24 protein-coding genes are annotated in these 26,016 nt (G+C 43.0%); 2 read left to right on the top strand and 22 right to left on the bottom strand.

From position 1 onward, the window contains the following. Positions 1 to 3: 3 nt before the first annotated feature. The 18 genes from MP3633_RS04215 to bioB all read right to left on the bottom strand — a co-directional run bounded on the left by MP3633_RS04215 (position 4) and on the right by bioB (position 19,296). Entirely contained in the window at positions 4 to 1,713 is a 1,710-nt protein-coding gene (locus tag MP3633_RS04215) for a fused response regulator/phosphatase (RefSeq protein WP_176334600.1), read from the bottom strand. Positions 1,714 to 1,719: 6 nt separating this feature from the next. Further along, positions 1,720 to 2,022 (bottom strand): STAS domain-containing protein, encoded by a 303-nt coding sequence (locus tag MP3633_RS04210; protein ID WP_112140563.1) that lies wholly within the window; start codon positions 2,020 to 2,022, stop codon positions 1,720 to 1,722. Between the two features lie 30 nt (positions 2,023 to 2,052). Continuing rightward, the gene (locus tag MP3633_RS04205) at positions 2,053 to 3,945 is read right to left on the bottom strand and encodes a hypothetical protein (protein WP_176334599.1); all 1,893 of its coding nucleotides are present in this window, start codon (positions 3,943 to 3,945) and stop codon (positions 2,053 to 2,055) included. A 15-nt stretch (positions 3,946 to 3,960) separates the two neighbouring features. Continuing rightward, positions 3,961 to 5,847, bottom strand: coding sequence for a hypothetical protein (locus MP3633_RS04200; protein WP_176334598.1), 1,887 nt, complete (start codon positions 5,845 to 5,847; stop codon positions 3,961 to 3,963). 50 nt (positions 5,848 to 5,897) lie between these two features. Then, positions 5,898 to 6,332: a flagellar export protein FliJ gene (fliJ, locus tag MP3633_RS04195; RefSeq protein WP_112140569.1), complete on the bottom strand. Its 435-nt coding sequence runs from the start codon at positions 6,330 to 6,332 to the stop codon at positions 5,898 to 5,900. Positions 6,333 to 6,385: 53 nt separating this feature from the next. After that, positions 6,386 to 7,717: a flagellar protein export ATPase FliI gene (fliI, locus tag MP3633_RS04190; RefSeq protein WP_112140571.1), complete on the bottom strand. Its 1,332-nt coding sequence runs from the start codon at positions 7,715 to 7,717 to the stop codon at positions 6,386 to 6,388. 5 nt (positions 7,718 to 7,722) lie between these two features. After that, complete coding sequence (locus MP3633_RS04185; protein WP_176334597.1) at positions 7,723 to 8,532, bottom strand: FliH/SctL family protein; 810 nt, start codon at positions 8,530 to 8,532, stop codon at positions 7,723 to 7,725. A 7-nt stretch (positions 8,533 to 8,539) separates the two neighbouring features. Further along, positions 8,540 to 9,553 (bottom strand): flagellar motor switch protein FliG, encoded by a 1,014-nt coding sequence (gene fliG / locus MP3633_RS04180; RefSeq protein WP_176334596.1) that lies wholly within the window; start codon positions 9,551 to 9,553, stop codon positions 8,540 to 8,542. After that, the gene (gene fliF, locus MP3633_RS04175) at positions 9,554 to 11,227 is read right to left on the bottom strand and encodes a flagellar basal-body MS-ring/collar protein FliF (RefSeq protein WP_176334595.1); all 1,674 of its coding nucleotides are present in this window, start codon (positions 11,225 to 11,227) and stop codon (positions 9,554 to 9,556) included. Between the two features lie 27 nt (positions 11,228 to 11,254). After that, positions 11,255 to 11,617, bottom strand: a complete 363-nt coding sequence (gene fliE / locus MP3633_RS04170) for a flagellar hook-basal body complex protein FliE (RefSeq protein ID WP_112140579.1) — start codon at positions 11,615 to 11,617, stop codon at positions 11,255 to 11,257. Positions 11,618 to 11,683: 66 nt separating this feature from the next. Next, positions 11,684 to 13,030: a sigma-54-dependent transcriptional regulator gene (locus MP3633_RS04165; RefSeq protein WP_176334594.1), complete on the bottom strand. Its 1,347-nt coding sequence runs from the start codon at positions 13,028 to 13,030 to the stop codon at positions 11,684 to 11,686. 1 nt (position 13,031) lies between these two features. Next, positions 13,032 to 14,186 (bottom strand): sensor histidine kinase, encoded by a 1,155-nt coding sequence (locus tag MP3633_RS04160; protein ID WP_176334593.1) that lies wholly within the window; start codon positions 14,184 to 14,186, stop codon positions 13,032 to 13,034. Continuing rightward, on the bottom strand, positions 14,186 to 14,656 hold the full coding sequence (locus MP3633_RS04155) for a helix-turn-helix domain-containing protein (RefSeq protein ID WP_176334592.1): 471 nt from the start codon (positions 14,654 to 14,656) through the stop codon (positions 14,186 to 14,188). The genes MP3633_RS04160 and MP3633_RS04155 overlap by 1 nt, the downstream gene beginning before the upstream one ends. A gap of 105 nt (positions 14,657 to 14,761) precedes the next feature. After that, positions 14,762 to 15,442, bottom strand: coding sequence for a dethiobiotin synthase (bioD, locus tag MP3633_RS04150; protein ID WP_176334591.1), 681 nt, complete (start codon positions 15,440 to 15,442; stop codon positions 14,762 to 14,764). Between the two features lie 3 nt (positions 15,443 to 15,445). After that, positions 15,446 to 16,264: a malonyl-ACP O-methyltransferase BioC gene (gene bioC, locus MP3633_RS04145; protein WP_176334590.1), complete on the bottom strand. Its 819-nt coding sequence runs from the start codon at positions 16,262 to 16,264 to the stop codon at positions 15,446 to 15,448. Beyond that, entirely contained in the window at positions 16,248 to 17,051 is an 804-nt protein-coding gene (locus MP3633_RS04140) for an alpha/beta fold hydrolase (protein ID WP_176334589.1), read from the bottom strand. Before MP3633_RS04140 ends, bioC begins: the two co-directional genes overlap by 17 nt. A gap of 12 nt (positions 17,052 to 17,063) precedes the next feature. After that, entirely contained in the window at positions 17,064 to 18,245 is a 1,182-nt protein-coding gene (gene bioF, locus MP3633_RS04135) for an 8-amino-7-oxononanoate synthase (protein ID WP_176334588.1), read from the bottom strand. Beyond that, positions 18,229 to 19,296 (bottom strand): biotin synthase BioB, encoded by a 1,068-nt coding sequence (gene bioB / locus MP3633_RS04130; RefSeq protein ID WP_176334587.1) that lies wholly within the window; start codon positions 19,294 to 19,296, stop codon positions 18,229 to 18,231. Before bioB ends, bioF begins: the two co-directional genes overlap by 17 nt. Positions 19,297 to 19,658: 362 nt before the next feature. Here bioB and MP3633_RS18955 point away from each other — a divergent pair, with 362 nt between their 5' ends. Then, the gene (locus MP3633_RS18955; RefSeq protein WP_244959827.1) at positions 19,659 to 20,081 is read left to right on the top strand and encodes a ComF family protein; all 423 of its coding nucleotides are present in this window, start codon (positions 19,659 to 19,661) and stop codon (positions 20,079 to 20,081) included. A gap of 77 nt (positions 20,082 to 20,158) precedes the next feature. Further along, entirely contained in the window at positions 20,159 to 21,445 is a 1,287-nt protein-coding gene (gene bioA, locus MP3633_RS04120; RefSeq protein WP_176334585.1) for an adenosylmethionine--8-amino-7-oxononanoate transaminase, read from the top strand. Positions 21,446 to 21,525: 80 nt separating this feature from the next. Here bioA and MP3633_RS04115 read toward each other — a convergent pair whose 3' ends face one another. From MP3633_RS04115 to MP3633_RS04100, 4 genes are all read right to left on the bottom strand, one after another. After that, a complete protein-coding gene (locus tag MP3633_RS04115) occupies positions 21,526 to 23,088 on the bottom strand; it encodes a methyl-accepting chemotaxis protein (RefSeq protein ID WP_176334584.1) in 1,563 nt (520 codons plus the stop codon). Between the two features lie 91 nt (positions 23,089 to 23,179). Then, entirely contained in the window at positions 23,180 to 24,556 is a 1,377-nt protein-coding gene (dnaB, locus tag MP3633_RS04110) for a replicative DNA helicase (protein ID WP_176334583.1), read from the bottom strand. Between the two features lie 119 nt (positions 24,557 to 24,675). Further along, positions 24,676 to 25,119: a 50S ribosomal protein L9 gene (gene rplI / locus MP3633_RS04105; protein WP_176334582.1), complete on the bottom strand. Its 444-nt coding sequence runs from the start codon at positions 25,117 to 25,119 to the stop codon at positions 24,676 to 24,678. 22 nt (positions 25,120 to 25,141) lie between these two features. Next, complete coding sequence (locus MP3633_RS04100) at positions 25,142 to 26,002, bottom strand: hypothetical protein (RefSeq protein ID WP_176334581.1); 861 nt, start codon at positions 26,000 to 26,002, stop codon at positions 25,142 to 25,144. Positions 26,003 to 26,016 lie beyond the last annotated feature (14 nt).

Here is a 26,016-nt window from a genome sequence, read left to right as displayed (position 1 = left end):
AATTTAACTATGCTGGCCAACGTACCAATGATAATACGCCTTCACCGTGCTACCACCCTTGGAAAACTCTAATTTATCACAAAGCTGATTCAGCAAAGCGAAACCTCGATTATAAAGCAATTCCGTATTGGATATATCATAGTTGATGCTCTTATAATCAAACCCCGAACCGCTGTCCTCAACATATAACTCAAGCATCCTGTCATTATTGTCTGACGTTACTTTAACGGCAATTTTGACATATCCACTTTGTAGGCTTACCAAACGACGTTCACGCTCTTCATAGTAATGAGAGAAGCCTTCATTGGATTTTTTTTTATCCGAGTTCAACTCCAAAACACCATGCTCGAGTGCATTCGAATACAGCTCCGACAAAATCATAAAAATCTGACTGGAAAAACTGCTCAGCCCCGGCACGGTTGTAAGTATTTGCAATACATAAGGAAGAGGATCTGTATTACGAAGTGAATCTGCATTCAGAATATACTCAAACGAAAAATCAGCAGGCGCTTCGTCATGTCCTCTCGAAATATCATGCCCAGACGAATCTATGCCTATATTGGTATCCAACCGAACACTAAGACATGAGATGTCATCATGAGGGTTGTCCAAAACGCCCTCTTGTTTTAAGCGCTCAGTCAACCAATCTAACGATCTACCAGACTCAATTTCACCCCGATAAAGCGGAGCAAGAACAGAATGGCAAAACATTTGTCCAGATAAATCCAAAGCCTCATAAATACCATCAGAAAATGCCATCAACCTATCCCCAGGAACAAAAGACATAGGGTCAATCTGGCACTCAAAAACATCTGGCGGAAGCACACCCAAAGGCAGGTTTTTAGAAGTCAATCTGATCGGCTTATCGGCGGCTTGTGAAAAAAACAATAAATCAGGCAGCCCACCATTCCAAACTTCAATGCTTTTATTATTCACTTTGACATCAATAAAGGCGGCACTACAAAACATATTTGCCGGTAAAATGCCTTTCAGACGCGCATTTATCTCTGGGATAATTTGGCGCATCAAAAAGCCTTTTTTCGTCCAATCAAAAAAGATATCCGCAAGCGGTAACGCCCCAATAGCAGCCGATAGACCATGCCCAGTAAAATCCCCTAATAATATATGCATTCCACCATTTGGCTTATAAGCAGCTAAAATGACATCACCATTAAACGTATGAGTACCATAGTGAAGGGTAGAGAGCGCAGGATCCTCCAGACAATTTGAGTGTGTTATATTTTCATAAACAACTTTGGCGACATCCTGTTCATGAAGCAATTTTTCATTATATAAAGCCATTGCATCACGCTGATCTTCAAGTGTTTTTTGCATAACCAACAATTTAACAATGGCATTTAATTTCGCAGTAATAAGCGCAGGGCTATAGGGCTTAGATATAAAATCCGTGCCGCCGATTCGTAGGCAGTTAGATAAAGCAATGGGGTCAACAACACCAGAAAGGAAAACAATGGGAACAAATAAACTACCAGCAAGACGCTGGATTTCTAACGCCGCTTCCCAACCATCTTTGCGCGGCATCTTTATATCTAAGCAAACCAATTGGATAAGTTGAGGATCGAATTTATCAATGGCATCTTGCCCATCAACAGCCGATATAACTTTATGTCCAAATTGACTCAAAATCGTTTTAAGTAAAATACGGTCAGAAGGGTTATCATCTGCAATTAATATGGTTAAAACTCGTTCCATTATCGACTACTCAGTGATGTCAAAAAGCCGATGGAAATTCGCAATTTTAAGGGTATCAATAACCACACCTTTCACATGAACCAAACGAATCATAGCCTTCTCTCCACCAGCATAATCTCTCAGTAACAGCAGCATGCCAAGAGCTGAACTATCTAAGTATGTCACTTCAGCCAAGTTAACTTCATAAGATTTTACCGCATTAGACGCTGTAAAAGCCTCTTTAAACATTTTGTGACAGCTGTAATCAAAACGACCTTTTACTTTGATTGTCAGGCACTCTGTTTTTTTATCAAAAAAACTTTCAACCACAGCTTGCTCCTCGAATCTTAATGGCAAGCCTTAAAACTCATCCCACTCATCATTAGATTCTTCTATAGATACGTCATAAATCGTATCTTCCGAAATACTTGATGCCGTTTTCGTCATCAACCCATGAATTTGCTCAATCATCTCATTGATAGACTCTCTTGCTCTATTCAAACGAGCCACACCAACACTACGATCCGACTCAAGCAGTGACAGGGTTGAAGCCGCCATAGACTTCATGCCTTCTATTTGATCTTGGACCTTACTAATATCATGCTCTACATCGATAGCGAAACGGTGACGGACTTTTTCACTTTCACCCTCTGTCGCGGCAAGACTAGACAACACTCCAGCCCTAACCTCGTTAAGGCAACGATCGACGTCACTCAACAAAAATACATTAGAGGATAAGTCTTTCTCAACCAACGCTAAACGCTGTAAAACAAGTTCATACCCTAATATTAATGAATCTCGGACTTGTTCAGACAGCCAAGCCACATCATTTAGCTCAACCTGAAACCCTTCAAATGGCACTTCACTAACAACGATATTTTTTTCTGATTGCTCATTGTGGTCTGTTTTTTCGTCAATTAGGGATGCTATTTGTTGTAGTTTAGTAATTTTTTCAACGCTATTTGTTCGTTCAGAGACAAGGTTCAGAGAGTCGAAGAGCATCACTACTTTTCGACGCACCATTTCTAATGATTTAGCAAAACCTATATATGGAGAGTCTTGCCTTAATATTCTAATCGATGAATTCCAAACATCTTTTTCCATCAACTTCAGGCTGTGATGTAAAACATCAAACTCTGCCATTTCAGATTTTGATTGAATGTAAATAATACTCTGGAAACTATCAGACTCCACGTCCGAGCCAGAAATAAAACGATCAACACTCAGCCAGAAAATGCCATCAGATAAATCCAACTTCAAGTCCTGATCTAACAATAAAATAGAATCAGCAACGCGCTCGCCAATTGGATCATCTAAACCAGAATCGATACCAAACAGAGACTCAAATACAGATGTATTTCTAAACCAAAGCCTTTCAGCACCTGCACTCAACCATACAATATCCCCTTCATGATTCGTTACAAAAAAAGGATCATTCACTTTAGACAAGGCCTTCTCAATCAAGCTAAGGTTCTCGCCCTGTTGATCAAGATCGAAATTCCTTGAGGCCAATTCACTATCGACCAAATGACTCAGATCAGTAAATTCATCCACCACATTTCGTGGTGCGAGTATCGAGACATGACCATGCTTATGGCGATCTAAAATATAATGAAGACTAGAAAACCCAGACCGTAATTGGCGTCCAAAACGAACCGTCAGCATCATGACGATAACAGCAATCAGTAAAAAAATGACCACAGGAACCCAAATCAACCTTTCAACAAAAAACTGACGCTCATAATCCAAATCAACGCTAATTTGCAAAAGCGCATCATCAAGCGTTTCTAGAAACTCAAAAGATGAATACACTGCGCCTCGTTCTATTTCCGTCAAAGGCACAGAATCTAGCTCTTTTTGAGAAAGACCACTTAACAAAATAAGCGAGTCCGACACATCCACATCAGACATCAACCCAAAACCATCAAGATGATTTTTTATCAAGCGATATTCGCCCACTAGCATCTGATGCAGATAACTTGGGGAAGAAGCTAATACACTATTTTGGCTATAAATTTGTTTATCACCAACCAACAACCATTCCAACCAATGCTTTTCAGCACTATGAACCAACTCCAAAAGCCCGCTTAGCTTTTCTTGCTGCGCATGTTGCCGCTCCAAGTTAATAGTCATCAACATGTACATGCCTGAAAAGGCCAATAACAGTATAAACAACAAGGCGAAAACGCCTTTTTGCAGACTATTAATCAGCTCTTTTCTTGGAGCACCAAAAGGTGAATGCTGTGTATTCATAGTCAATAATCACTTTCAAGCTAATGATGAAGATGGCCAAACGCCAGCAACGAAGGATAAATAATTTTTTTTATCAATAACAATAATGTCATCTTGCATAGAAGAGTAATGACTCATTTCATCGTCACCCCCTATTAGTTTAGGAGGTAAACTAAACTCCCTAACGTATTCTCCGCTTGGTAGTGAAGTACGCCAATCGCAAGTGGTAAAAGGCAGTACAACTGACTCTCCCAGACATTCAAGAATGACTGAAAAACCAGGCACTTCATGCGACATACTCAACAACCCATCCAAAAATATTTTGGAAACAACCTTATCAAAACAATATCCATCATTAATAATAAATGACGCCAAATTCCGTTCACCCCCATCAAAAAAAGTAAGCGAAAAAGGCGATTGATAAGGTAATAGCGCCGACACTAATTCCGCTTTCACACAAAACATCCTGCCACAGACCCTCCCCAAATAATAACCATTCTTGGAAGGATGTGTTGGTTTATTTTCTTCGGGCCAGCCATACTCCAGAGAGGGTTCATCTATATTTACCAGACAAGGCTCTAACAAAGGTATATTTTGCGGATTAAGCCAAATATTTTTCACCCAAGAATGGGGCGCTGGCATTCGGGAACAAACACCTTCTATTTTATCAAGAGTGGAATAAGGTACCGCAAAATATAATTCACCCTGTTTGACCACCAACACTTGCGCAATATATCTGGGTAAAATGCAGTAAGCCGTATCGTTTGACGATAAAAAAGGCATATCCAAAACAACTTGAGCTTTAACCGCTCCTTCAACACCAAGCCATAGGTCCCCACCAAGAACAAATAGGTCTTTTTCAGAAACAACATAAGCCCCAAGACACTCAGCTTCATCAAAAACAAACCGCCCAAAACTGGTATCAATTTCATACAAGAAATAAGATAAGAAATCGTGCCCTAAACACGCCAGATACGATAGTTTTTGACCATCCCCCTTGATTGACTCACTACCAACATAAACCGATCCACCATGACGTATCGGAAAATAAGCAACGCCTGCATCATATTCAAACGGTATGACATTCTGCGACGCTGGAACAAAACGGTCTCGCTGCTCCACATTGAATAAATCCGAAGGAAAAAGCGATCCAAACATTTGATAAAATAGTGTTTTAAGACGATCTTCAGACAAGCCTAAAAGACGATAGCGATAATCTCTTTTTAAAGACACGTTTTGAAAGAGAGGTAGAAAATTTAGTTTACACAGCTCTTTTAAAGATTCTTCCTCATTATTGCCAAAGGCTTGCTGCCATTGAAGCAAAGGAAATCTAGCTTGTAACCATGAAAGAGACTGCACACTAGCAAGCAAAAAGCGCCCCTCTAAAAAAGCCCCCTTTATTGCGTCCAGTTGAAACGACACACGTCCAGATGAAGAAAGCGCTTCCAAATACACATCTACGCTAATTGGATCTGTCGAGGCAGATACCTCCACTAATCGGGCTTCATAATCTACATACATTGGCGAGCGTGTTTTATCATCAGACAAGGGTAAAATAGCAACCCAACAGGAACGCTCAAGAGACAAAAGGTGATCTAATTGTAACATGCGATCTAAGCCAAACTGACTTCCAATCGCAACCTGAAAAAGCGCGTCTGCCGCAGAAAAAAACGCGGTATGATAGTACTCCGAATAAGGAGAGCCTGATGCCAAAAGCCCATCAACAGCATCAAGAAAAGAAGAAAACCTATCATGATAAGCGTTATTAGAGGTATTTAAATCCGTGTTTTTTGGCATGGAAAGCAGAGCGAGACGAAGTTTTTCTAAACCAAACTGAGGGGAATAAGCATAATCACGCAGTGCTATTTCTACCTGAGAAACAGACAAAGATAAATCGGTCAGTCCATTATCCAGTCGCACCATATTTCATCCTAACAATAAGCTAAGTTGCTGTATTAAATAGCCTCTAAACGCTATCGCATATTGTCTAAAAAACGACGCATCGCAAATTCATCACTTTGACGTTGCTCTTGCTTTTCCTCAACAACCAACTCTGCTTTGTGATTTTTCTCTTTCAACCAATCCATACTTTTGGTTTTCGACCTAGCTTGCAACCAGCGACGCATACTCATATCTGCTTGCTGTTCAGATCGCCCAACAGCGGATTCTTGCTGAACAATCGCCTGGCGAACTCGATCAACAAAGTGCTGATAATTCGTTGTCAGATAAGCACTCAAACCGAGAAGATTACGTTCTGATTCATACTGCCCAGCGTACTCTCGCAATTCACTCAATTTTTGCAGGTCGTGTTGCACTTTGGCTTTATCACGAGCCAGTTGCTGAGCAGCCGAGTCTTCTTTACCTTTAGCAAGATCGACTAATATCTGCATTCGTCGTGACTTTTTCATGCCTGACCCATTTGAAAATTAGCTAAATAATAGGCTTTTTTACAAGCTATCGTCTACTGCCCTTTTGTCATTGCCGTAACCAAAGCCTCTAAGCTCTGATCAATAGTGAAACTCTCAGTAAGAGACTGCTGGAGAAATTTTCGGATCTCAGGCATCTGAATAATGGCCTGATCCAGATCTGGGTCGCTGCCTTTTGCGTACGCACCAACCGAAATAAGATCTTGATTCTGCTGAAATTTAGAATAGAGCTGCTTCACTCTCATTGCGCCATACAAATGATCTTCACTAACTATGTGTGGCATGGCCCGAGAAATTGAGGCTTCAATATCGATGGCTGGATAATGCCCTTCTTCTGCTAAACGCCGAGACAAAACAATGTGACCATCAAGAATCGCCCTAGAGGCATCCGCGATCGGGTCTTGCTGATCATCGCCTTCGGTTAATACCGTGTAAAACGCCGTTACCGAACCACTGCCTTCACAGCCGTTACCGGCACGCTCCACCAGCTGAGGAAGTTTTGAAAATACAGAAGGTGGATAACCTTTTGTTGCTGGGGGCTCACCTACCGACAAGGCTATTTCACGTTGTGCTTGAGCATAGCGAGTAAGAGAGTCCATCAACAACAACACATTCTTGCCTTGATCACGATAATACTCTGCAATACGTGTTGCCAGCATAGCGGCTCGTAAACGCATCAACGCAGAATCATCAGCAGGGGAAGCAACGACAACGGAACGGGCAAGGCCTTCTTCACCCAATATTTGATCAATAAACTCCTTTACTTCTCGACCACGCTCACCAATTAAACCAACGACGGTAATATCCGCTTCGGTAAATTTGGTCATCATGCCAAGCAACATACTTTTACCCACGCCACTGCCGGCGAAAAGGCCTAATCGCTGGCCCTTTCCGACTGTTAGTAGACTATTGATGGCTTTGATGCCAACATCCAACGGCTCACTAATTGGCTTACGTTGTAATGGGTTAATGACATCGCCATGTAGCGTCACTGAGTCCTTAGTTTTAATAGGCCCCTTACCATCAAGAGGCTTACCCAACCCATTTACCACTCGACCAAGCAACTCATCGCCAACAGGCATTTTACTGTCACCCAGTAATGGACGAACTCTCGCCCCAGGAGAAATACCTTCAATCGCTTCGGTTGGCATGAGATAGGTTAAATCGCCAGTAAAACCAACCACTTCAGACTCAACCCATCGATTCTTTCGGACTTGAACAGAACAACGGTCACCCAATGCAACAACGCAACCTACCGCTTCCATGGTCAGACCAACCATTCGAGTTACCTTCCCCTCAAGTTGAGGAGGAAAGGATGCGACAGAAACTCCACTAAGTTTACTTAATCGCTCTTCAATCGTTGACACGGCGACTAGTCCTGATCTGATAGAGAAAGATGACTAAGTTCGCTGCAAACCGCTTCTAGCCGCTGCTCAACTCGCCCATCTATGTGAAAGGATTTAGAGTCAATGACAAAACCACCGCTAATCAGCGTATCATCGTTCTCAAGCTGTAAGGTTAATCGCTCTTTAACGCCAAGTTCATCTAAAATAGCAACATCATCAGGATGAAGACGCAGCTTTATACGACCTTCATACTCACCTATTTCATCAAACACCCTAGAAAGCTGCTCTTTTAATACCTGATGCCCATCCTGAGCCATTTTTGAAAGACATACATTTTCGATGATTCTCGTCATCGATTGATACAAAATATTTTCAGCGGCGGCCCGACTTTCTTCCAACGGAAGAGTTATTTCTTTGACTACATTCGCCAACAAAGCTTCAAGCGTTTCTAGCTGAATTTTAGCTTCAGCTCGAGCCTGTACCTTTCCTTCTTCAACGCCCAACAGATGACCTTCTTCGTGGCCTTTCTCGAAGCCATCCACTTCGCCTTTCGCGAAGCCATCAGAATGGCCTTTTTTATGCCCATCTTCTTCACCCTGAATGAAGCCCTCATCATAGGCAGCAGAGCGAATTTCCTCTAACTGAGAAGCAGTTAGAGGCTCATAGACTAATGTATCTTGATCCACTTCTTCCGTAGTAACAACAGCCTCTTTCTGCACAAGAATAGCAGGGCCAGAGTGATCCTTCCGTGGTTTATTATCTTCTAGATGTGGAAGCTCCCAGCGTTCATAAGCCGTTAACTTACGTTCGTCTTTATCTTTTTTCTGATCAGACATACTCTAATTAGACCATCTGCTCGCCGCCGCCGCCGAGAACAATTTCCCCATTATCAGCAAGGCGTCTGGCAACGGCCAGTATTTCTTTTTGCGCAACTTCTACTTCGCTTACACGAACAGGTCCTTTTGCCTCTAAGTCATCTTTGAGCATATCGGCGGCGCGAGATGACATATTCTTAAAGATTTTTTCCTGCATGTCCGGATCCGCACCTTTTAATGCAAGAATTAAGGTCTCAGATTCTACTTCACGCAGAATAACTTGAATACCGCGATCATCAACCTCTAATAAGTTATCAAAGACAAACATCAAATCTTGAATCGTATTTGCTAAGTCTTCATCAACATCACGAATCGACTCCATCAATTCAGATTCCACTGAGCTGTCAATAAAGTTCATAATATTGGCCGCAGTACGTATACCACCAATCGTCGTCGATTGAGTAGACTGATTACCAGAGAATTGACGTTCTAATATATTATTCAACTCTAGCAATGCTGCAGGTTGAACCGTCTCTAATGCAGCCACGCGTAATACAATATCCAAGCGGACTCGCTCGTCGAAGTTGGCTAGAATATCAGCAGCCTGATCTGGATCAAGGTAGGAAATAACGATGGCTTGAATTTGAGGGTGTTCATAACGAATAACATCGGCAACCGCTCGTGACTCCATCCACTTAAGGGTATCCAAACCAGTGGTATTTCCTCCAAGTAGAATTCGGTCAATCAAACTTCCGGCTTTCTCTTCGCCCAACGCTTCTCTTAGCATATTACGAATATAGCCATCAGCGCCTAAGCCTAAACCAGTCTGATCTCCAACCAAAACCAAAAAGTCATCAAGCACTTTTTCAACTTGATGACGCTGGACATTGGCTAACTGAGCCATTGTAGAACCAATCCGCTGAACCTCTTTCGGCCCCATATGTTTAAGGACTTGGGCGGCATCTGATTCACCTAACGACATAAGAAGCACTGCCGCCTTCTCAACCGAACTCAATTCTGAACCTTGGCCTGGATCACTCATTTATTTTTCCATCACCCATTGTTTAACCACTTGAGCAACACGCTCTGGCTCTTCTGCAATTAGACCGCGAATCGCATTTAATTGACGATCAATCTTCTCTGGAGAACCTGGCACTAATATATCTTCAGCACTAACAAGTGACACCTGATCGTCTGAAATCTCATCCGTTTCATCCGAGAATATAGCGGCCTCAGTATCATCAGCAACCGCAATTTTATTCTGATCACTCAGCGCTTTCAAAATTGGACGAACAACAACTAATAGCAATATTAGTACAAATATCCCCACTAACGTTGGTTGTAACAAACTCAAGAACCACGCCTGCTTATAAAACGGAATTTCAGCAACGGCTTCTACTGGATCTGGTATAGCAAAGGGCGAATTAATAACACTGACACTGTCGCCACGTGATGGATCATAACCAACAGCATCACGAACCAATAACGTTAAACGCCCCAGCTCATCATCATTCCAAGGTGTACGTATAATCGCAGAAGTATCAGGATTAAGACTTACCAAATCATCAACCACAACCGCCACAGATAAACGCCTTACCATCCCCTGCTGTCGTTTGGTATAACTAATACTTCGATCTAGCTCAAAGTTCCGTGTTGTCTCTTCACGAGACTGACCATTTTTCGAGCCTGAGCCACCACCTATCGGAGCGCCATTCTCATCCACTGCTTCAGGTATAGTAACCGCACCTGGAGGCTGATTCGTAAGTGCTCCTGGAATACCACTAGCGCTGGCTCCAGACCCTCTATTTTCTTTTAATGTTTGTTCGCTGCGTAGCGCCAATAAATCTGGGTTAAACTGCTCGGCGGTTTTTTCGATTGCCGTAAAATCAACATCAGCTGATACTTCTGCTTTAAAACGCCCTTGCCCTACAACTGGGCCAAGAATGCTATTCACTCTCTGCAACAGAACTTCTTCTACTTTACGAGCATAATCAAATTGTTTCCCAGCCACAGACAACTCAGAGTCTGAGTCTTTTTCTGTCAATAAAGTGCCGCGCTGATCAACAACAGTGACGTCTTTATCACTTAACTGAGAAATACTAGAAGCAACTAAATTAACAATCGCCTCAACTTGACTCTTGTCCAAACGCCGTCCGGGGTAAAGTTCTAAAAATACAGACGCAGAAGGCTTTCGAGTATCTCGGACAAAAACAGATTCTTTTGGTATTGCTAAGTGAATTCGAGCACTTTTAATACTTTGTAAACTGGAGATAGTTCGACTTAACTCACCCTCAAGACCTCGTCGATAACGTGTTGTTTCGACAAATTGAGAAGTACCAAGACCTTGCTCCTGGTCCATTATTTCCATGCCAACAATATTGTCGGAAACAATGCCTGAACCCGCCAATTTAAGACGAGCTTGATGATAAAAATCAGACTCAACAAGCAAAGCGCCTGTGTTTTGATCTAATTTAAAGGGAATATTGTTAACGCTAAGAATTTCTACTATTTGATCTGCATTGTAGTCAGTAATACTACTTAATACAGGTTTGTAGTCTGGGCCATTACTCCATAACACAGCCGCCAACCCTATTGCGATGGATGCAGCCAAACCAACCATTAACGCAAGCTGACGAATCACCGTCAGCTTGTTAAAGCCGGTAACTAACTCTAGATAGAGCTTTTGCTCCGATTGTTCTGCAGGGACATTATCCATTAAAAAGCGCCAAGCGGTTTATTATGCCTAAATCGGCATATTCATGATTTTTTCATACGCGTCTACAAGTTTATTACGCACCTGAGTCATTGCTTCGAATGACACACTCGATTTTTGTAAACCAATCATAACTTGAGGTAAATCAACCCCTTCGTCACCGCGTTCGTAAGATTGGGCTAACTGTGTTGCGTCTTTTTGTAAGGTGTTTACATTATTGACTGCATTTTTCAACATTTCTGCAAAATCTGCACGTTCAACACCTTGAACCCCGTCACCTTCGCCGCCTATTTTTTCGATACTAGGTACAGGTGAACTAGGCGCTCTAACCTGCGACTGCATATCCCTCATTTGGGATAACACTTGATTAATGTCTGGTCGACCAGAAATCATCTTACTCACCTAAAAAAACACATACACACAGCTTAGCATAAAGCCAATTAAAACAAGATACAAAAATCAATCGACGTCTATACCACTTTCTCGCATTTTGGCGATTTTATAGCGTAAAGTTCTAGGGCTTATCCCCAGTTTATCGGCAACAGCTTTACGCTTACCATTTGCATCGACTAATGCTTGAGCAATAATGCGAAACTCATGCTGCTGAACCCCTTTACCAAGAATGGAAGCGGCACTATCTTCCTCTTCTGTCATATCACTCACAGTAGGCGCCAAACTCATCATATCAAACGCTATATGATCTTCGTTGATTTGTGCATTAGGGCTTAAAATCAACGCGCGCTGAATAACGTTATCAAGCTCACGAACATTACCAGGCCAAGGATGAGACTCTAATTTACTTTGAGCAGATGGTTTTAAGAGAGCACCAGAAATACGCATTTTTCCAGCATGTTTTGCGAGTAAGTGATGAGCGATGGGTAAAATATCACCTTTACGCTCGCGAATCGGCACCCAACGCAATGGAAAAACATTCAACCGATAGTATAAATCTTCTCTAAATCCGCCTTCACGAACATAATCCGCAAGATCGCGGTTCGTGGTTGCAATAACGCGAACATCTAACGGAATAGATTTTTTACCACCAAGACGCTCAACTTCTTGCTCTTGTAAAACACGTAGTAATTTTGCCTGTAAACTAACATCCATTTCAGTTATTTCATCAAGTAGTAACGTACCGCCATTCGCCTGTTCAAACTTACCTGCCTGAGAAGAAACTGCCCCCGTATACGCCCCTTTTTCATAACCAAAAAGAATCGCCTCTAGCATATTCTCAGGAATCGCAGCACAGTTGATTGCCACAAAAGGCGCATTGGGGCGGCTTGAGTGCTGATGAATATAGTGAGCAAGTACTTCTTTACCAGTTCCACTCTCACCGCAAATCAAGACAGTTGAATCTGTTACAGCAACACGCTTTGCCAACTCCAATAACGCGATACTCGAAGGGTCTTTCGCAATAGGTTGAGGGTTTGATGAAGGAGCCGCCTTAACGGTATATTTTGCAATGGCATTCAATAGCTCTTCTTCTTGAAAAGGCTTAAGTAAATAGTCAACCGCGCCATCACGCATAGCCTCTACCGCATGGGCAATATCACCGTAGGCCGTCATTAGCATAATAGGCAGCTCAGGGTAGGTATCGATAACATGGTGCAATAACCCATAACCATCCATTCCTGGTAGATTTACATCTGACACCACCATATCAAACTGGCCATGTTTCAAGGCAATTACTGCCTCTTCTGCACTATAAACTATTTTACACTGGTAACTTGCTAACATTAGAGTGTCTTCTAACGCTTCCGCAAGACCCTTGTCATCCTCTACTATCAATAACTTAACATCGGACATTTCATACCCTTACAAGAGGAAGTGTCATACTGGCAGTTGTACCGACACCCTCTATACTGTCTATTTCAAATTTTCCATGATGAGCCCTTGCAATAGCCTTAACAACCATCAAGCCCAACCCAGTTCCATGTTGTTTCGTTGTTACAAACCCTTCTTGAACATGTTCTAAATGTTCTTTCGACATTCCCAAACCATGATCTTTAAACGACAGTGTCACATAGCCGTCACTATTGCGCCAATCAAGTCGAACCACTTCCCCTTCCGACTGCGCATCCACGGCATTATTCAACAGATTCAACAATGCTCCCATTAACGTTTCTTTGTTGCATTGAATACAATCTGTGGCTAAAAAATCCGCACCCGTTGCCACGAACTGCATGTTTTTTTGCTCACAAATTTCTTCACAGTGATTGGTTAATTCCTTAATAAAAACACTGACACTTACTATGCCATCCAGCTTTATCTCACTACGAGAAAAAATCAGCATATCACGGATTTGTTTTTCAATATTTGCCAAACGGTCTACTAGTTTATTAGCAAAAGTTTGACGCATAACAGGTGCCAAATCTGGCTTTTGTAAATGTCCTGCATACAACATTGCAGAAGAAAGTGGTGTTCTAATTTGATGAGCCAATGCCGCCACCATTTTGCCCATATTTGATAAGCGCTCATGATGAGTCAGTTTTGTCTGTAACAAATACGCTTCTGTTTGATCAACCAATATAACCAATTGGCCCGGCACATTTCCTAGTGAGGCCGTCTCTACACGCACTCTACGACCCGTTACCATACTCACATCGTGACCATCGTTCTTTTGCGGACGAAAGCTTAGTGGCACAATTTCTCCCCATGATTGACCAACCAATGGCAAATTAAATAAACGGTCAGCAACAGGATTGGCCATCACCACCAAACCTTCTTCATTTAGCAGCAACACACCAACAGGCATAGACTCAAACAATTGCTGAAACTGCAGCACCAATACTCGATTTTTATCCTGCTCTTGACGCTTGGCCTGCTCTGATTTTTCCAGTTGATCGTATAATCGAACAACTTCCTGCTGAAGGTCTAAGTAAGACTTTGCCAACACATCAGACGACTCAGAGAAAGCCTTAAAAGCGGTTTTCAACTCCGCTATTTCTTCATCTTTTGTCACTAAAACTCCGATTTATCAATATTATAGCGACGCATTTTTTCAATAAGCGTTGTGCGTTGTATTTGTAGGTTTTGCGCAGCTTTAGACACTACACCTTGAGTAGATACTAAAGCTTGACGAATAAGAAGTGCTTCGAGGTGACGGATATGTAAATTTAAATTCACACCCGATGCCTGAGGAAAGGTGTGTAAACGCTTAATGTCTTTCAACACAGAAGACAGCGTCTGAGAACGCCAAGGCAAAGGACAAAGCCAAACGTTATAATCTCCCATAACATCCATAGTATGACTAAGTGAGACGATAGGAATCATTTCATCCAATTCAAAAGACTGAACCGCCTTTCCCAGCACGACAAAATCAGGCAAATGAAACGCGGTCAATGACGTACTGTGTTCTATTCCTATAAAGGTCAAGATGCTGGAAACACTCGAAACCTCTTCGTCATCTAAACCGCACAACCAAGCTTTCACAACACCACCTCAACCTAAAAGGTAAGCAACTCTTACCACACCCTATTATAATGCGTAGTTACCGCTTACTTTCAAGCATTAACGTAGAATTTTATAATGCAGAACTTACAGTGCAGACAATATTGCATCAAACTCTTGTTGTGATTCACCCTCTTCCTGACTCCATGACAAAGCACCCAGCAAAGGCGCGGGTAACATAGAGGCAAGACTGGCAAGGTTCTCTTCATAACATGGCATTCTTTCTGACGTACTATTATTAGCAATCCAACCTGCCAGTGTTAAACCGTCTCGTGTAATCGCTTCAGCGGTTAAAATTGCATGATTCAAACAACCCAATTTCATATTGACGACGAGAATAACAGGGAAGCCTAACAACTTAGCCACATCGGATAACCATTCTCTATCATTTAACGGCACTCGCCATCCTCCCGCACCTTCCACTAAAACCAGCTCATGAGGCGTTAATAGCGCGCCTTTGATGAATCCTTCCAAGCGAGAAGCAGTGACAAGACGACCCTCTCGCATTGCCGCAATATGAGGCGCGATAGGTTCTTCCAGTACAACAGGATTCACTTGTTCATAAGGCAAACTAACACTACTCGCCTTTTGGATACGCAACGCATCGTCATTACGTAAACTTCCTTCTACTCGATCGGCACCTGCTGCAATCGGCTTAAGACCAAACGATTTCAAGCCAGCTCGCTTTGCGGCTTCAAGCAAACCTACCGTGACATAAGTTTTACCAACATCTGTATCAATACCGGTTACAAAAAAACGTTTTTTCACACATCACTCCTGAATAAAAATGGGCTTTTGAGCCACAACAAAAGCCACTTGATAGCTCAATGGAATTCCTAAATCACAGCGTTGTTTTTCATACTCATTCAAGAAGTGTTTCCATTTACTCGGCGGCAAGGCATGACTCACGTCAGAAGAAATGAAACTTGCCCCTACTTTTTTCAATGAATAAACAGCACTCTCTGGTGAGTCAAACCACATAGATACATCAGAACAATCGGAAGATAAAATATTAAAACGACCCGCTTTAACACAATCGAACAACGACTCAGCGACCATATACTGATGCACATGCTTTTTATCATCTAACTCTAACCAAGCTTGACTAATTTCTGGCATAGACCCCTCAAGCAACGTTGAAAAAACCACGTACCCACCAGGCTTAGTGACACGATACAGCTCGTCAAATAAATTTTTCGGCGTTAAACACCACTGAATAGCAAGACTCGAAAAAATCAGATCGAATGACACCGGTTGAAAAGGCAGCTGCTCAGCATCGGCACGAACATAATGGGTATTTTGCAAAGAAGAAAAATGTTCGCGGGCCACCGCCAACATCTGTTGAGACAAATCCAGTGCAACACAACACGTTGGGGATAATTTTTCAGACAAGGCTTCCAGCGCTTGACCGGTTCCCGTACCAAGATCAAGAACCGCATTCGCTCTGCTTAACGGCAACATAGCCAAAAGCCGTTCTAAAACAATTTTTTGGAATTCAGCATAAGAATCATAAGAGAGGGAAGCTCGATCAAAACGTTTCGCTAGCTGTCGTTTGTAATCAAGCGCAGGGATATCACGTGTTATTAGCATCGATAAAGTTTTCTATGTGACGCACACAAGCCTCTTCCTCTTCAAGAAAAGGTTGATGTGCACAATTTGACAATACAACACATTGCTGCAAAGGATTTACATCAGCTTGTTGTTCCAAGGTTTTACTAGAAACCAGCGCATCCTTGCCACCTAAAAGGTGTAAATTAGGAACATCTAAAAGGGACCACTCACGACGAACATCAAGAGACTTTAATAACCTAAGCCCGCCAATCAGAGCCACACGATTTAATGTTTTCATCGGCAAAAAGGATTGCAACTGCTTCACTAAGGCACGTTCATTCTTCGCCCCTTTTGCCTGCAACATAACAAATTTCTGAAGCCCTTGTTCTGGCGATTGCTCAACGAATTCAGCAAACGCATCAAAGTCTTCAATCGCCATACCATGCGACCATTCTTCTCTTTTGATAAAGCTAGGAGAGGCCGCTAACGTGATCAAACCAAGAACCTGGCTAGAGCGGCGCGCCGCCACATAAGCAGACACCATACCGCCAAGTGACCAGCCAATCCACCACGCCTCTTTAGGTGCAACTTCGATCAGTTGCTCTGATAAAGCATCGATATCGTAATTAGGCCCAATGCGAGAGCGAGAAATCCATTGCTCATCAAGAGAGATTCCGGGTAAATTCGCCAGCACAACATAAAAACGCTGACTCAGGCGCAAAGCAAAAGCATGCATAACGTCTTTTGGCATTGCCCAACCAGACACCATAAAAATAGCTTGATTAGACGAGTTCCCAAAAGCTTCAGTTTCAATACGTGCTCGCATGCTGTCCCTCTATTATTTGGCGATTAAAACGTGTTCGAGTGAGTCGCATAGTAGCACTAAATCTGCATCAGAGTGGGCCGCACTTAAGGTAATTCTTAAACGGGCACTGCCTATTGGGACGGTTGGAGGTCGAATCGCTGTACACCAGACACCGAGAAACTTTAGCCGTTCACTAATTTGAAGCGCGGTTTTGCTGTCACCCATTAGTATAGGCTGAATCGCGGTCTCCGACGCCATCAAGACAACCGGTAACGACTGCATTCGTTGACGAAAATACGCAATATGCGCAGATAATCTATCACGCCTTTCCTGCCCTTCTAATGATTGAATGATGCGTAAAGACGCTAACGTTGCTCCCGCCATAGCTGGCGACATCGCTGTGGTATAAATATAAGGACGCGCAAATTGCGTTAAATAATCCGCATACTCATGTGACGTCGCCACAAAAGCCCCTGCCGTTCCAAAAGCTTTTCCAAACGTTCCCACCAATATAGGCAGCCGCTCAGCATCCAAACTCGCTAATGACAAACACCCCCGCCCATCCTCACCAAGACACCCCAAGCCATGAGCATCATCGACCATAAACATCCAATCATGTTTGATAGCCAAACTAGATAACTCCGACAAAGGCGCCACATCACCGTCCATACTAAATACACCATCCGTAATGAGTAATCCGGAATCAGTCGATCTAGATAATAGCTTTTCAGCACTCGCCACATCACCATGCAAATAACGACGCATTGACGCTTGCGCCAATAACGCACCATCGATTAACGAAGCATGATTGAGTTTGTCTTGAACAACAGGCCGACCTTTGCCAGCCAGCGCCGATATCACACCGAGGTTCGCCATGTAACCAGTACTAAACAACATCACTCGCTCGTAACCAAGCCAGTCTGCGAGGGCACCTTCAAGTTGCTGGTGAGGCGTCAGGTGGCCACACACCAAATGCGACGAGCCACCACCGACACCATACTTCTGAGCGGTATCGTGCAACGCTTTAATCAACGCAGGATGATTTGCCAAACCAAGGTAATCATTAGAACAAAAAGCGGTGTAATCTTGAGTATTAATCTTAGCATGAGGAATTTGAGGACCGTCCATAGTCACTGTTCGGCGCATCAAGTTCTGTTGTCGACGCTCTTCAAGCGCAGACAACATCCAATCCGGCGACTTAGGCACTGGCTTCATAAAACAACTTGGATTCTTCTTGTTTCACCGCTTGAGTGACAATGGCTTCAGCAACTGCCTCATCTGAATGTTCTTCGCGTTTTTCAGGGTTAATACCTAAATTTGCGAACAAGGCCATGTCTTTATCCGCTTCAGGATTGCCTGTCGTCAATAATTTTTCACCGTAAAAAATTGAGTTTGCACCCGCTATAAAACACAAGGCCTGAGTCTGTTCATTCATCCCATGGCGACCCGCCGATAAACGAACGTGGGATTTTGGCATAATAATTCGCGCCACAGCGATTGTCCGAATAAACTCGAAGGTATCAAGATCGTCGACATTTTCCATCGGTGTTCCTTCTACTTTCACCAGCATATTAATAGGAACACTCTCAGGATGAGGAGACATAAGAGAAAGTTGACGCAATAGACCCACTCGATCCTTTTGCTCTTCACCCATCCCCATAATGCCACCACAGCAAAGCTTAATGCCCGACGTTCGTACTCTTGATAACGTATCCAAGCGATCTTGATACGTTCTTGTCGTAATAATACTGTCGTAAAATTCTGCGGAGGTGTCTAAATTGTGGTTGTAATAATCCAAACCCACTTCCGATAAGCGCTTCGCCTGATCATCATTTAACGAGCCCAATGTCACACATGACTCCAACCCTAAAGATTTAACCCCCTTGATCATCTCAAGAACATAAGGAAAATCCTTTTCGGAAGGGTGCTTCCACGCCGCCCCCATACAAAAGCGACTTGCACCCTTTTCTTTCGCCAGGGCCGCTTCTTCCAGCACCTTTTGAACTTCCATTAATTTTTCTTTTTTAAGCTCAGTATTATAATGTCCACTTTGCGGGCAATATTTACAATCTTCAGGGCACGCCCCCGTTTTGATCGACAAAAGAGTACTGACTTGCACTTCATTTGGCGTGAAATTCTCACGATGAACAGTCTGAGCACGAAATATCAAATCCATAAATGGCAGATCAAAAAGCGCCTTAACTTCAGCGTGAGTCCAGTCAAAACGCGGCTTATTGGTGGTTGCTACAGACGTACTTAAAGACATAGTATCCTCGATCAAAGAAATTCAATGGAGTAATACTAATGGACTGGAAGAAACTGTCAACTAAAAAAATATATGAAGTTTACAAGAGGTTATTTTTAAATCGATGCTATCTTTGTAACGCAAAAAGTGAAAACACGCTTTGCTTTCACTGCCAAGAAGGACTTCCACTCAACACAAACAACTGCCATCACTGCAAACGCCCAACACACACAATCAGCAACCTATGCGGGCAATGCCAAACACTCCCGCCACCCTATCACTCCTGTATCGCCCCCTATCGATTTGAAGGCATCGTAAAAATACTCATCCATAACATCAAATTCAACCAAGGAAACCATTACATTCGGCCACTAACATACCTATTGAGCAACCATCTAATCAGAACATACTCATCTGGCAACTGGCCGGAACAAATACTTTATGTGCCAAGTCATCCAAGCCGAATCAAAGAACGCGGATTTTGCCAAACAAGAGCGATGTCCACCCACTTAATTAAAAGCCTACAGCAGCACATAGGAAAAGAATGCCCAACCCTACCAAAACACAATCCGATACAAAAAATCAAAAACACTCAAGCCCAGCATTCTTTAAGTCGAAAAGAACGCCTAAAAAGCCCTCAAAACAGCTATAAAGTGGACACTCCAATTGCAAAGCATGTTGCTCTATTTGATGATGTCATGACAACGGGAAGCACAGTAGAAAACTGCGCAAAACTATTGTTAAAAGCGGGAGCGGAGCGCGTCGACGTGTGGGTGATTGCCAGAACACCCGACAAAGAACACTAGCCGCCAACCACAACAACGACCTAGCCATTACCCATACCATTGTTTAGTATGCACGCAACAAAGTAATGGCCAACATCATGAAAACACAACAAGAATACCTAGATTTAGACAAGCAACTTCTGTGGCACCCGTACACTTCAATGAGTAAACCCAGCCCGCATTTTCTTGTCGAAAGTGCTTCAGGCTGTGAGATAACACTCAGCGACGGACGTATTCTCATAGACGGAATGTCTTCTTGGTGGAGCGTAATTCACGGCTACAACCATCCAGCAATAAATAGCGCTATCCAGCATCAACTCGCCCAATTTTCTCATGTAATGTTTGGTGGGCTCACACACAAACCCGCAATCGAACTTGCCGAAAAGCTCATTGCCATTACGCCAGATGACCTGCAACGCGTATTCCTTTCGGACTCAGGATCCGTTTCCGTTGAAGTCGCGCTTAAAATGGCCATCCAATACTGGAACACTCAAGGAAAACCAGACAAGCAACGCTTCGTTTCCCCAAAAAGTGGCTATCATGGCGACACCTTCGCAGCCATGTCTGTATGCGACCCAGAAAATGGCATGCACAATGTATTTAATGCCGCACTCACTCAACAGTTTTTCATCTCACCACCACCAACTGGCATTCATGAGCCAGTCAAAACAGCATACTTAGATGAGATTAAAGAAACCTTTCAACAGCATCATCAGCACATTGCAGGATTCATCATTGAACCCGTTGTGCAAAATGCGGGAGGGATGCGCTTTTATAATCCACAATACCTTAACCACATACGCACACTATGCGACGAATTCGACATTCTTTTAATCTTTGATGAAATCGCCACAGGATTTGGGCGCACCGGAAAGCTCTTTGCCACAGACCACACTAACATTTGTCCAGACATCATGTGTGTCGGTAAAGCACTCACTGGGGGGTATATGACACTAGCAGCAACATTAACTAATAATAAAGTCGCTCTTGGAATAAGCGCCAATGACGGCGTATTTATGCACGGCCCCACTTTCATGGGAAACCCACTTGCCTGCTCAGCCGCAAATGCCAGCTTGTCTTTATTAAGTGAATACAATATCCCTGAAAAGATCACTCAATTAGAAACATGGATGAGAGAGGCACTGGCGCCCTGCACACACCTTAAACAAGTTAAAGAGATACGATGCCTTGGCGGAATAGGCGTTGTAGAGTTAAAAAATGCCGTCAATTTACATGAAATACAACCTAAATTCGTTGAACTTGGCGTATGGATTCGCCCCTTTGGCAAGCTCATTTATCTAATGCCGCCTTACGTCATCACCAAGGATCAAATCCAAACACTTGGTAAAGCTATTTATCACGTTATCAGCGAAGAGCCTTGTTAGCCTTACACTCAAGACACAAAAAGGCCCTTTGAAAAATCACTCTCAAAGGGCCTTAATGATCTATTACAGAAACATAAAAACTACTGCTTCATACGTTCAGCAAGATTGCCTTGCTCGTAGGCCTCTTCTTCAATATGACTGATATTTATCACAATATTTTCTGCGCGCTCTATACTATTGATACTAAGAGCATCTACTTCTCGCATTTTTTCATTAAGATCACGGGCTACGCTGGCCTGCTCTTCTGAAGAGACATTAATTTGAGCGGTCATTTCGACAATTTGTTTAATAGCGGTCTCAATATCACCCATTTTTTGAGCTACTTTATTAACGCTATCCACACCTTCTTGCGCAACCGCCGTACCTTTATCGATAGTATTCGTCACATCTGCCGTATTTTTCTTTAACTCTTCCGTCATGCTATGAATACTTTGCGTTGCATTTTGTGTCCGGATTGCCAGCGCTCGAACTTCATCAGCGACCACCGCAAAACCTCGTCCAGCTTCACCAGCGCGGGCAGACTCAATAGCCGCATTTAAAGCAAGCAAGTTTGTCTGCTCTGCAATACCACTAATGGAATTAACCACTTCGTTGATGCTATCACTGCGCTCTGCCAGTATGGCTACTACCTTTTTCGCATCGGAAATATCTTGATAAACCTGACGCATCGTTTCGCCAGTTTGCTGAGCTAATAAACGACTCTCTCGAGAAACCACACCTACAGACTCCGTCGCTTCAACGGCTACATGAACATTCTCCGCCACCAGAGTGACACTAGAAAGCAGTTGAGAGCTGGCAGCTACCACTTCCTGAAACGTATTACGCTGTTTATTAAAGTTAGCAAGATTCGTCGACACACTCGCTTTCGCTTCGGACGCTCTGTGCTGAAGCTGTTGCGCACCTTCTTTTAAACGATAGCGAAACGTGTTGCCTGCGGCTTCTTGATGAATCTTCGCAAATTTAATTGCAGCCTTAGTACCGACGGTTTTACAGTACAAATACTGCCCTATTGGATTGTGCGCTTCAGGTGACAAGCCAAATACAACCGCATTCAATGACTTACTCTGCTGATACGCTAAACAAATCCCCAACAGCGCAAGAATAGGCCCAGCCACCTGTAACGCCACCGAGCTAGACAATAACCCAATCAAGGCCAATAAAATAAAACAAGACATCAAAGGCCAAGAAGCATTATCTAAATGGGCTGCCACTTTTGTGAACGACGGTACCAAATTCTTACCCGCGTTAATCCGATCATAGACAGACTGAGCATGCAAAATTTCATCTCGAGTCGCTTTACGACGAACAGACTCATAACCAATTACCTTACGACCATCTAATAACGGGCTGACATGGGCACTTACCCAATAATGATCACCATTTCCACAACGGTTCTTCACTAACCCCATCCAACTCTTACCCTGTTTGAGATCAGCCCACATGTTAGCAAAAACAGCAGAAGGCACATCAGGGTGACGAATAATGTTATGTGGCGCACCGATTAACGCCTCACGCTCGTAACCCGCTACATCACAAAAAGCATCATTAACAAATGTAATGCGTCCTTTCACATCCGTACTGGACACCAAAGAAGAACTTTCTGGGAAATCAATCTCTTTATTTGTTACTGGCATTTTGCGCATAGACAACTCTCAATTCCATATTAGTTATTTTTATAACGCCTTTCACTGTTTGTTATCATTTGTAAGTACTACAAAATACACCATACAGACCTTATTCGTCATCAAAATCCCGATAAGCATCGGGTGCCAAATCTTCAAAGCGGGTATATTTACCAACAAACGCTAAGCGACAGGTACCTATTGGGCCATTACGTTGCTTTCCAATAATAATTTCTGCGATACCTTTATGCGGTGTGTCCTCGTGATACACCTCATCACGATAAACAAACGATATTACATCTGCATCCTGCTCGATCGCTCCCGATTCACGCAAATCCGAGTTTACGGGGCGTTTATTAGGACGATTCTCCAGACTACGGTTTAGCTGAGAAAGCGCCACTACAGGACACTCCATCTCTTTAGCTAATGCCTTAAGCGAGCGAGAGATTTCAGAAATTTCATTAGTTCGACCTTCCGTAAAACCTGGAATTTGCATCAACTGAAGATAATCGACCATGATCATAGCAACACCGCCATGTTCACGCGCAATTCGGCGCACTCGAGAACGCATCTCGGTCGGGCTAATACCACCTGTATCATCAATGAATAGCTTACGATCTTTGAGCATCTTCACAGCAGACATTAACTTATCCCAATCCTCTTGAACCAATTGACCAGATCGCATACGTGTCTGATCAATTCGACCAAGCGAGGACAACATACGCATCATCAACTGCTCTGATGGCATCTCTAAGCTGAACACAATGACCGGCTTATCACTAATCATGGTGGCATTTTCCACCAGATTCATTGCAAAGGTCGTTTTACCCATGGAAGGACGACCCGCTACGATAATCAAATCCGATTTTTGCATGCCCGCCGTCATGGCATCTAGATCAGTAAAACCGGTACTCAAACCAGTAATCGCACCTTCTTGATGGTAAAGCTCATCTATCTTATCAACCGTCGCACTAAGAATATCAGAAACAATTCTAGGGCCGCCTTTCTTTTCCCCACCTTCTGCAATTTGAAAAATCTTCCTTTCTGCTTCATCTAAAACTTCAGCCGCCGTCATACCTTCTGGATGAAACGCTCGAGCAGAAATGTCGTTAGTCGTTGAAATAAGACGGCGCAAAATCGAGCGTTCGCGAACAATGTCCGCATAAGAACCAATATTAGAGGAGCTCGGAGTGGCTTCAGCGACTTCAATCAAATACGCCATGCCACCAATGGATTCTAAGTCGCCACGCTTATCTAGGCGTTCTCCAATGGTTACAACATCAATAGGCTCAGACTCATCCGCTAGACGCGCAATGACAGTAAAAATGAGCTTATGCTCGGGACGATAAAAATCATCGGCGATCACCAGCTCAGATACTTTCTCCCAAGCTTCTGGGTCAAGCATCAAGCCGCCCACAACAGAACGCTCAGCCTCAATAGAATAAGGTGGTAATTTAATAGAAGCGACTTCAGAATCATTTTGTTGCACGAAAAATACCCATACAAAAACGGAAAAAACATAGAAATATCAGCATATCACGCTCATAAAAAAAGGGCATCTTGCAATAAACAAGACGCCCTTTTTTAACAAGTAATTTGCAAAACAAATTACTCTGCGATTACCGCCAAAGTAACAGTAACAACAACTTCAGAGTGAAGCTGGATGTCTACTTCGAAAGAACCAGTGTGACGAATCGCGCCTTCAGGAAGACGGATTTCAGCTTTTTCTACTGCTACTTGCGTAGAGATAGCGTCAGCGATATCACGAGTACCGATAGAACCAAAAAGTTTACCTTCATCACCAGCATTTGCAGCGATAGTGAAAGTTTTACCTTCTAGTGTTTCAGCACGAGCTTCAGCAGCTACTTTACGTTCAGCTGCCTTTGCTTCAAGTTCAATACGACGCTCTTCAAAGCTAGCCAAGTTAGCTTTAGTCGCCATTACAGCTTTTTTGTTCGGAATCAAAAAGTTACGAGCATAGCCTGGTTTAACGACGGCAACGTCACCAATTCCACCTAGCTTGTTTACTTTGTCGAGTAGAATAACTTCCATCTCGATCACCTCTAATTAATCATTAGTCATCACTTGAGTTGGACGCTTTACCTTGGATTCTAGAACGAATATTCACAAAACTATCAATCACACAAAGTGCGACAAGAACGTTTGCAAAATAGACATTCAGAACAAAAAATCCCACAAGATAAAATGCAATCAGTCCAACAATCCCAATTTCTTTTTTTGCTAAAACACCATGCACTAAGGCAAGCCCCGGCAACACCAAAGCAGGAATAGCCGCTTGAGATAGAACAATAAAGGATCCGCCTAAGCTCTCACCTATTAGAATCATTCCACCCAACACTAGACTAAACGCTATCGGCAATCTTAACTGATGAAACTCAGCACGTAATCCGCCTGGGTTGTAGAGCCCTGACTGCCATTTTCTTGCCAAAAACAAAGAAATAACAGCGATCACCACTTGGAAGATGGACACTGCCATCACCGCCTGGCTAAAAATTAAATTTCTATCAGGGGCTTCAACACCCTCAGAGACCAAAACCTTCTGAACTAAGGCCACAGCCAAATTCAAAATATCGGTCATCAAAAGAGGCTGAAGCTGCGTACTAATAACGGCTAAAATACTGCCCGCTAATAACACCCAACTCCATGACATTGTCGACCTAAGCAAATAGCTCAACAACATCACATCAACTAACACCATAAGTGCCGTTGCATCACCTTGAATCATCCACAACACGAGTGCTGGAAGACAACCCCAAACTAATACAGGTATTCCTTCTTTTACACCTTTGCGAAGCACCACCAACCCTAAGATTGCGGCGGCCAGCCAAAACATCATAGGTATAAGGCCAAACACCATCACACCAATTATGGCATTTAGACGTTTTTTCATTACCCATTTAGCTAAACCACTCATAAAAGCACTTCTTC

This window comes from Marinomonas primoryensis (assembly GCF_013372285.1).
Lineage (GTDB): Bacteria > Pseudomonadota > Gammaproteobacteria > Pseudomonadales > Marinomonadaceae > Marinomonas > Marinomonas primoryensis.
This window is presented reverse-complemented; position numbering and strand designations above follow the sequence as displayed.

Excerpts from the sequence above, each read along its gene's own strand:
- MP3633_RS04215 (WP_176334600.1), bottom strand. The coding sequence starts at position 1,713 with ATGGAACGAGTTTTAACCATATTAATTGCAGATGATAACCCTTCTGAC.
- MP3633_RS04205 (WP_176334599.1), bottom strand. The coding sequence starts at position 3,945 with ATGAATACACAGCATTCACCTTTTGGTGCTCCAAGAAAAGAGCTGATT.
- MP3633_RS04200 (WP_176334598.1), bottom strand. The coding sequence starts at position 5,847 with ATGGTGCGACTGGATAATGGACTGACCGATTTATCTTTGTCTGTTTCT.
- fliJ (WP_112140569.1), bottom strand. The coding sequence starts at position 6,332 with ATGAAAAAGTCACGACGAATGCAGATATTAGTCGATCTTGCTAAAGGT.
- MP3633_RS04185 (WP_176334597.1), bottom strand. The coding sequence starts at position 8,532 with ATGTCTGATCAGAAAAAAGATAAAGACGAACGTAAGTTAACGGCTTAT.
- fliG (WP_176334596.1), bottom strand. The coding sequence starts at position 9,553 with ATGAGTGATCCAGGCCAAGGTTCAGAATTGAGTTCGGTTGAGAAGGCG.
- fliF (WP_176334595.1), bottom strand. The coding sequence starts at position 11,227 with ATGGATAATGTCCCTGCAGAACAATCGGAGCAAAAGCTCTATCTAGAG.
- fliE (WP_112140579.1), bottom strand. The coding sequence starts at position 11,617 with ATGATTTCTGGTCGACCAGACATTAATCAAGTGTTATCCCAAATGAGG.
- MP3633_RS04165 (WP_176334594.1), bottom strand. The coding sequence starts at position 13,030 with ATGTCCGATGTTAAGTTATTGATAGTAGAGGATGACAAGGGTCTTGCG.
- bioC (WP_176334590.1), bottom strand. The coding sequence starts at position 16,264 with ATGCTAATAACACGTGATATCCCTGCGCTTGATTACAAACGACAGCTA.
- MP3633_RS04140 (WP_176334589.1), bottom strand. The coding sequence starts at position 17,051 with ATGCGAGCACGTATTGAAACTGAAGCTTTTGGGAACTCGTCTAATCAA.
- bioF (WP_176334588.1), bottom strand. The coding sequence starts at position 18,245 with ATGAAGCCAGTGCCTAAGTCGCCGGATTGGATGTTGTCTGCGCTTGAA.
- bioB (WP_176334587.1), bottom strand. The coding sequence starts at position 19,296 with ATGTCTTTAAGTACGTCTGTAGCAACCACCAATAAGCCGCGTTTTGAC.
- bioA (WP_176334585.1), top strand. The coding sequence starts at position 20,159 with ATGAAAACACAACAAGAATACCTAGATTTAGACAAGCAACTTCTGTGG.
- MP3633_RS04115 (WP_176334584.1), bottom strand. The coding sequence starts at position 23,088 with ATGCGCAAAATGCCAGTAACAAATAAAGAGATTGATTTCCCAGAAAGT.
- rplI (WP_176334582.1), bottom strand. The coding sequence starts at position 25,119 with ATGGAAGTTATTCTACTCGACAAAGTAAACAAGCTAGGTGGAATTGGT.
- MP3633_RS04100 (WP_176334581.1), bottom strand. The coding sequence starts at position 26,002 with ATGAGTGGTTTAGCTAAATGGGTAATGAAAAAACGTCTAAATGCCATA.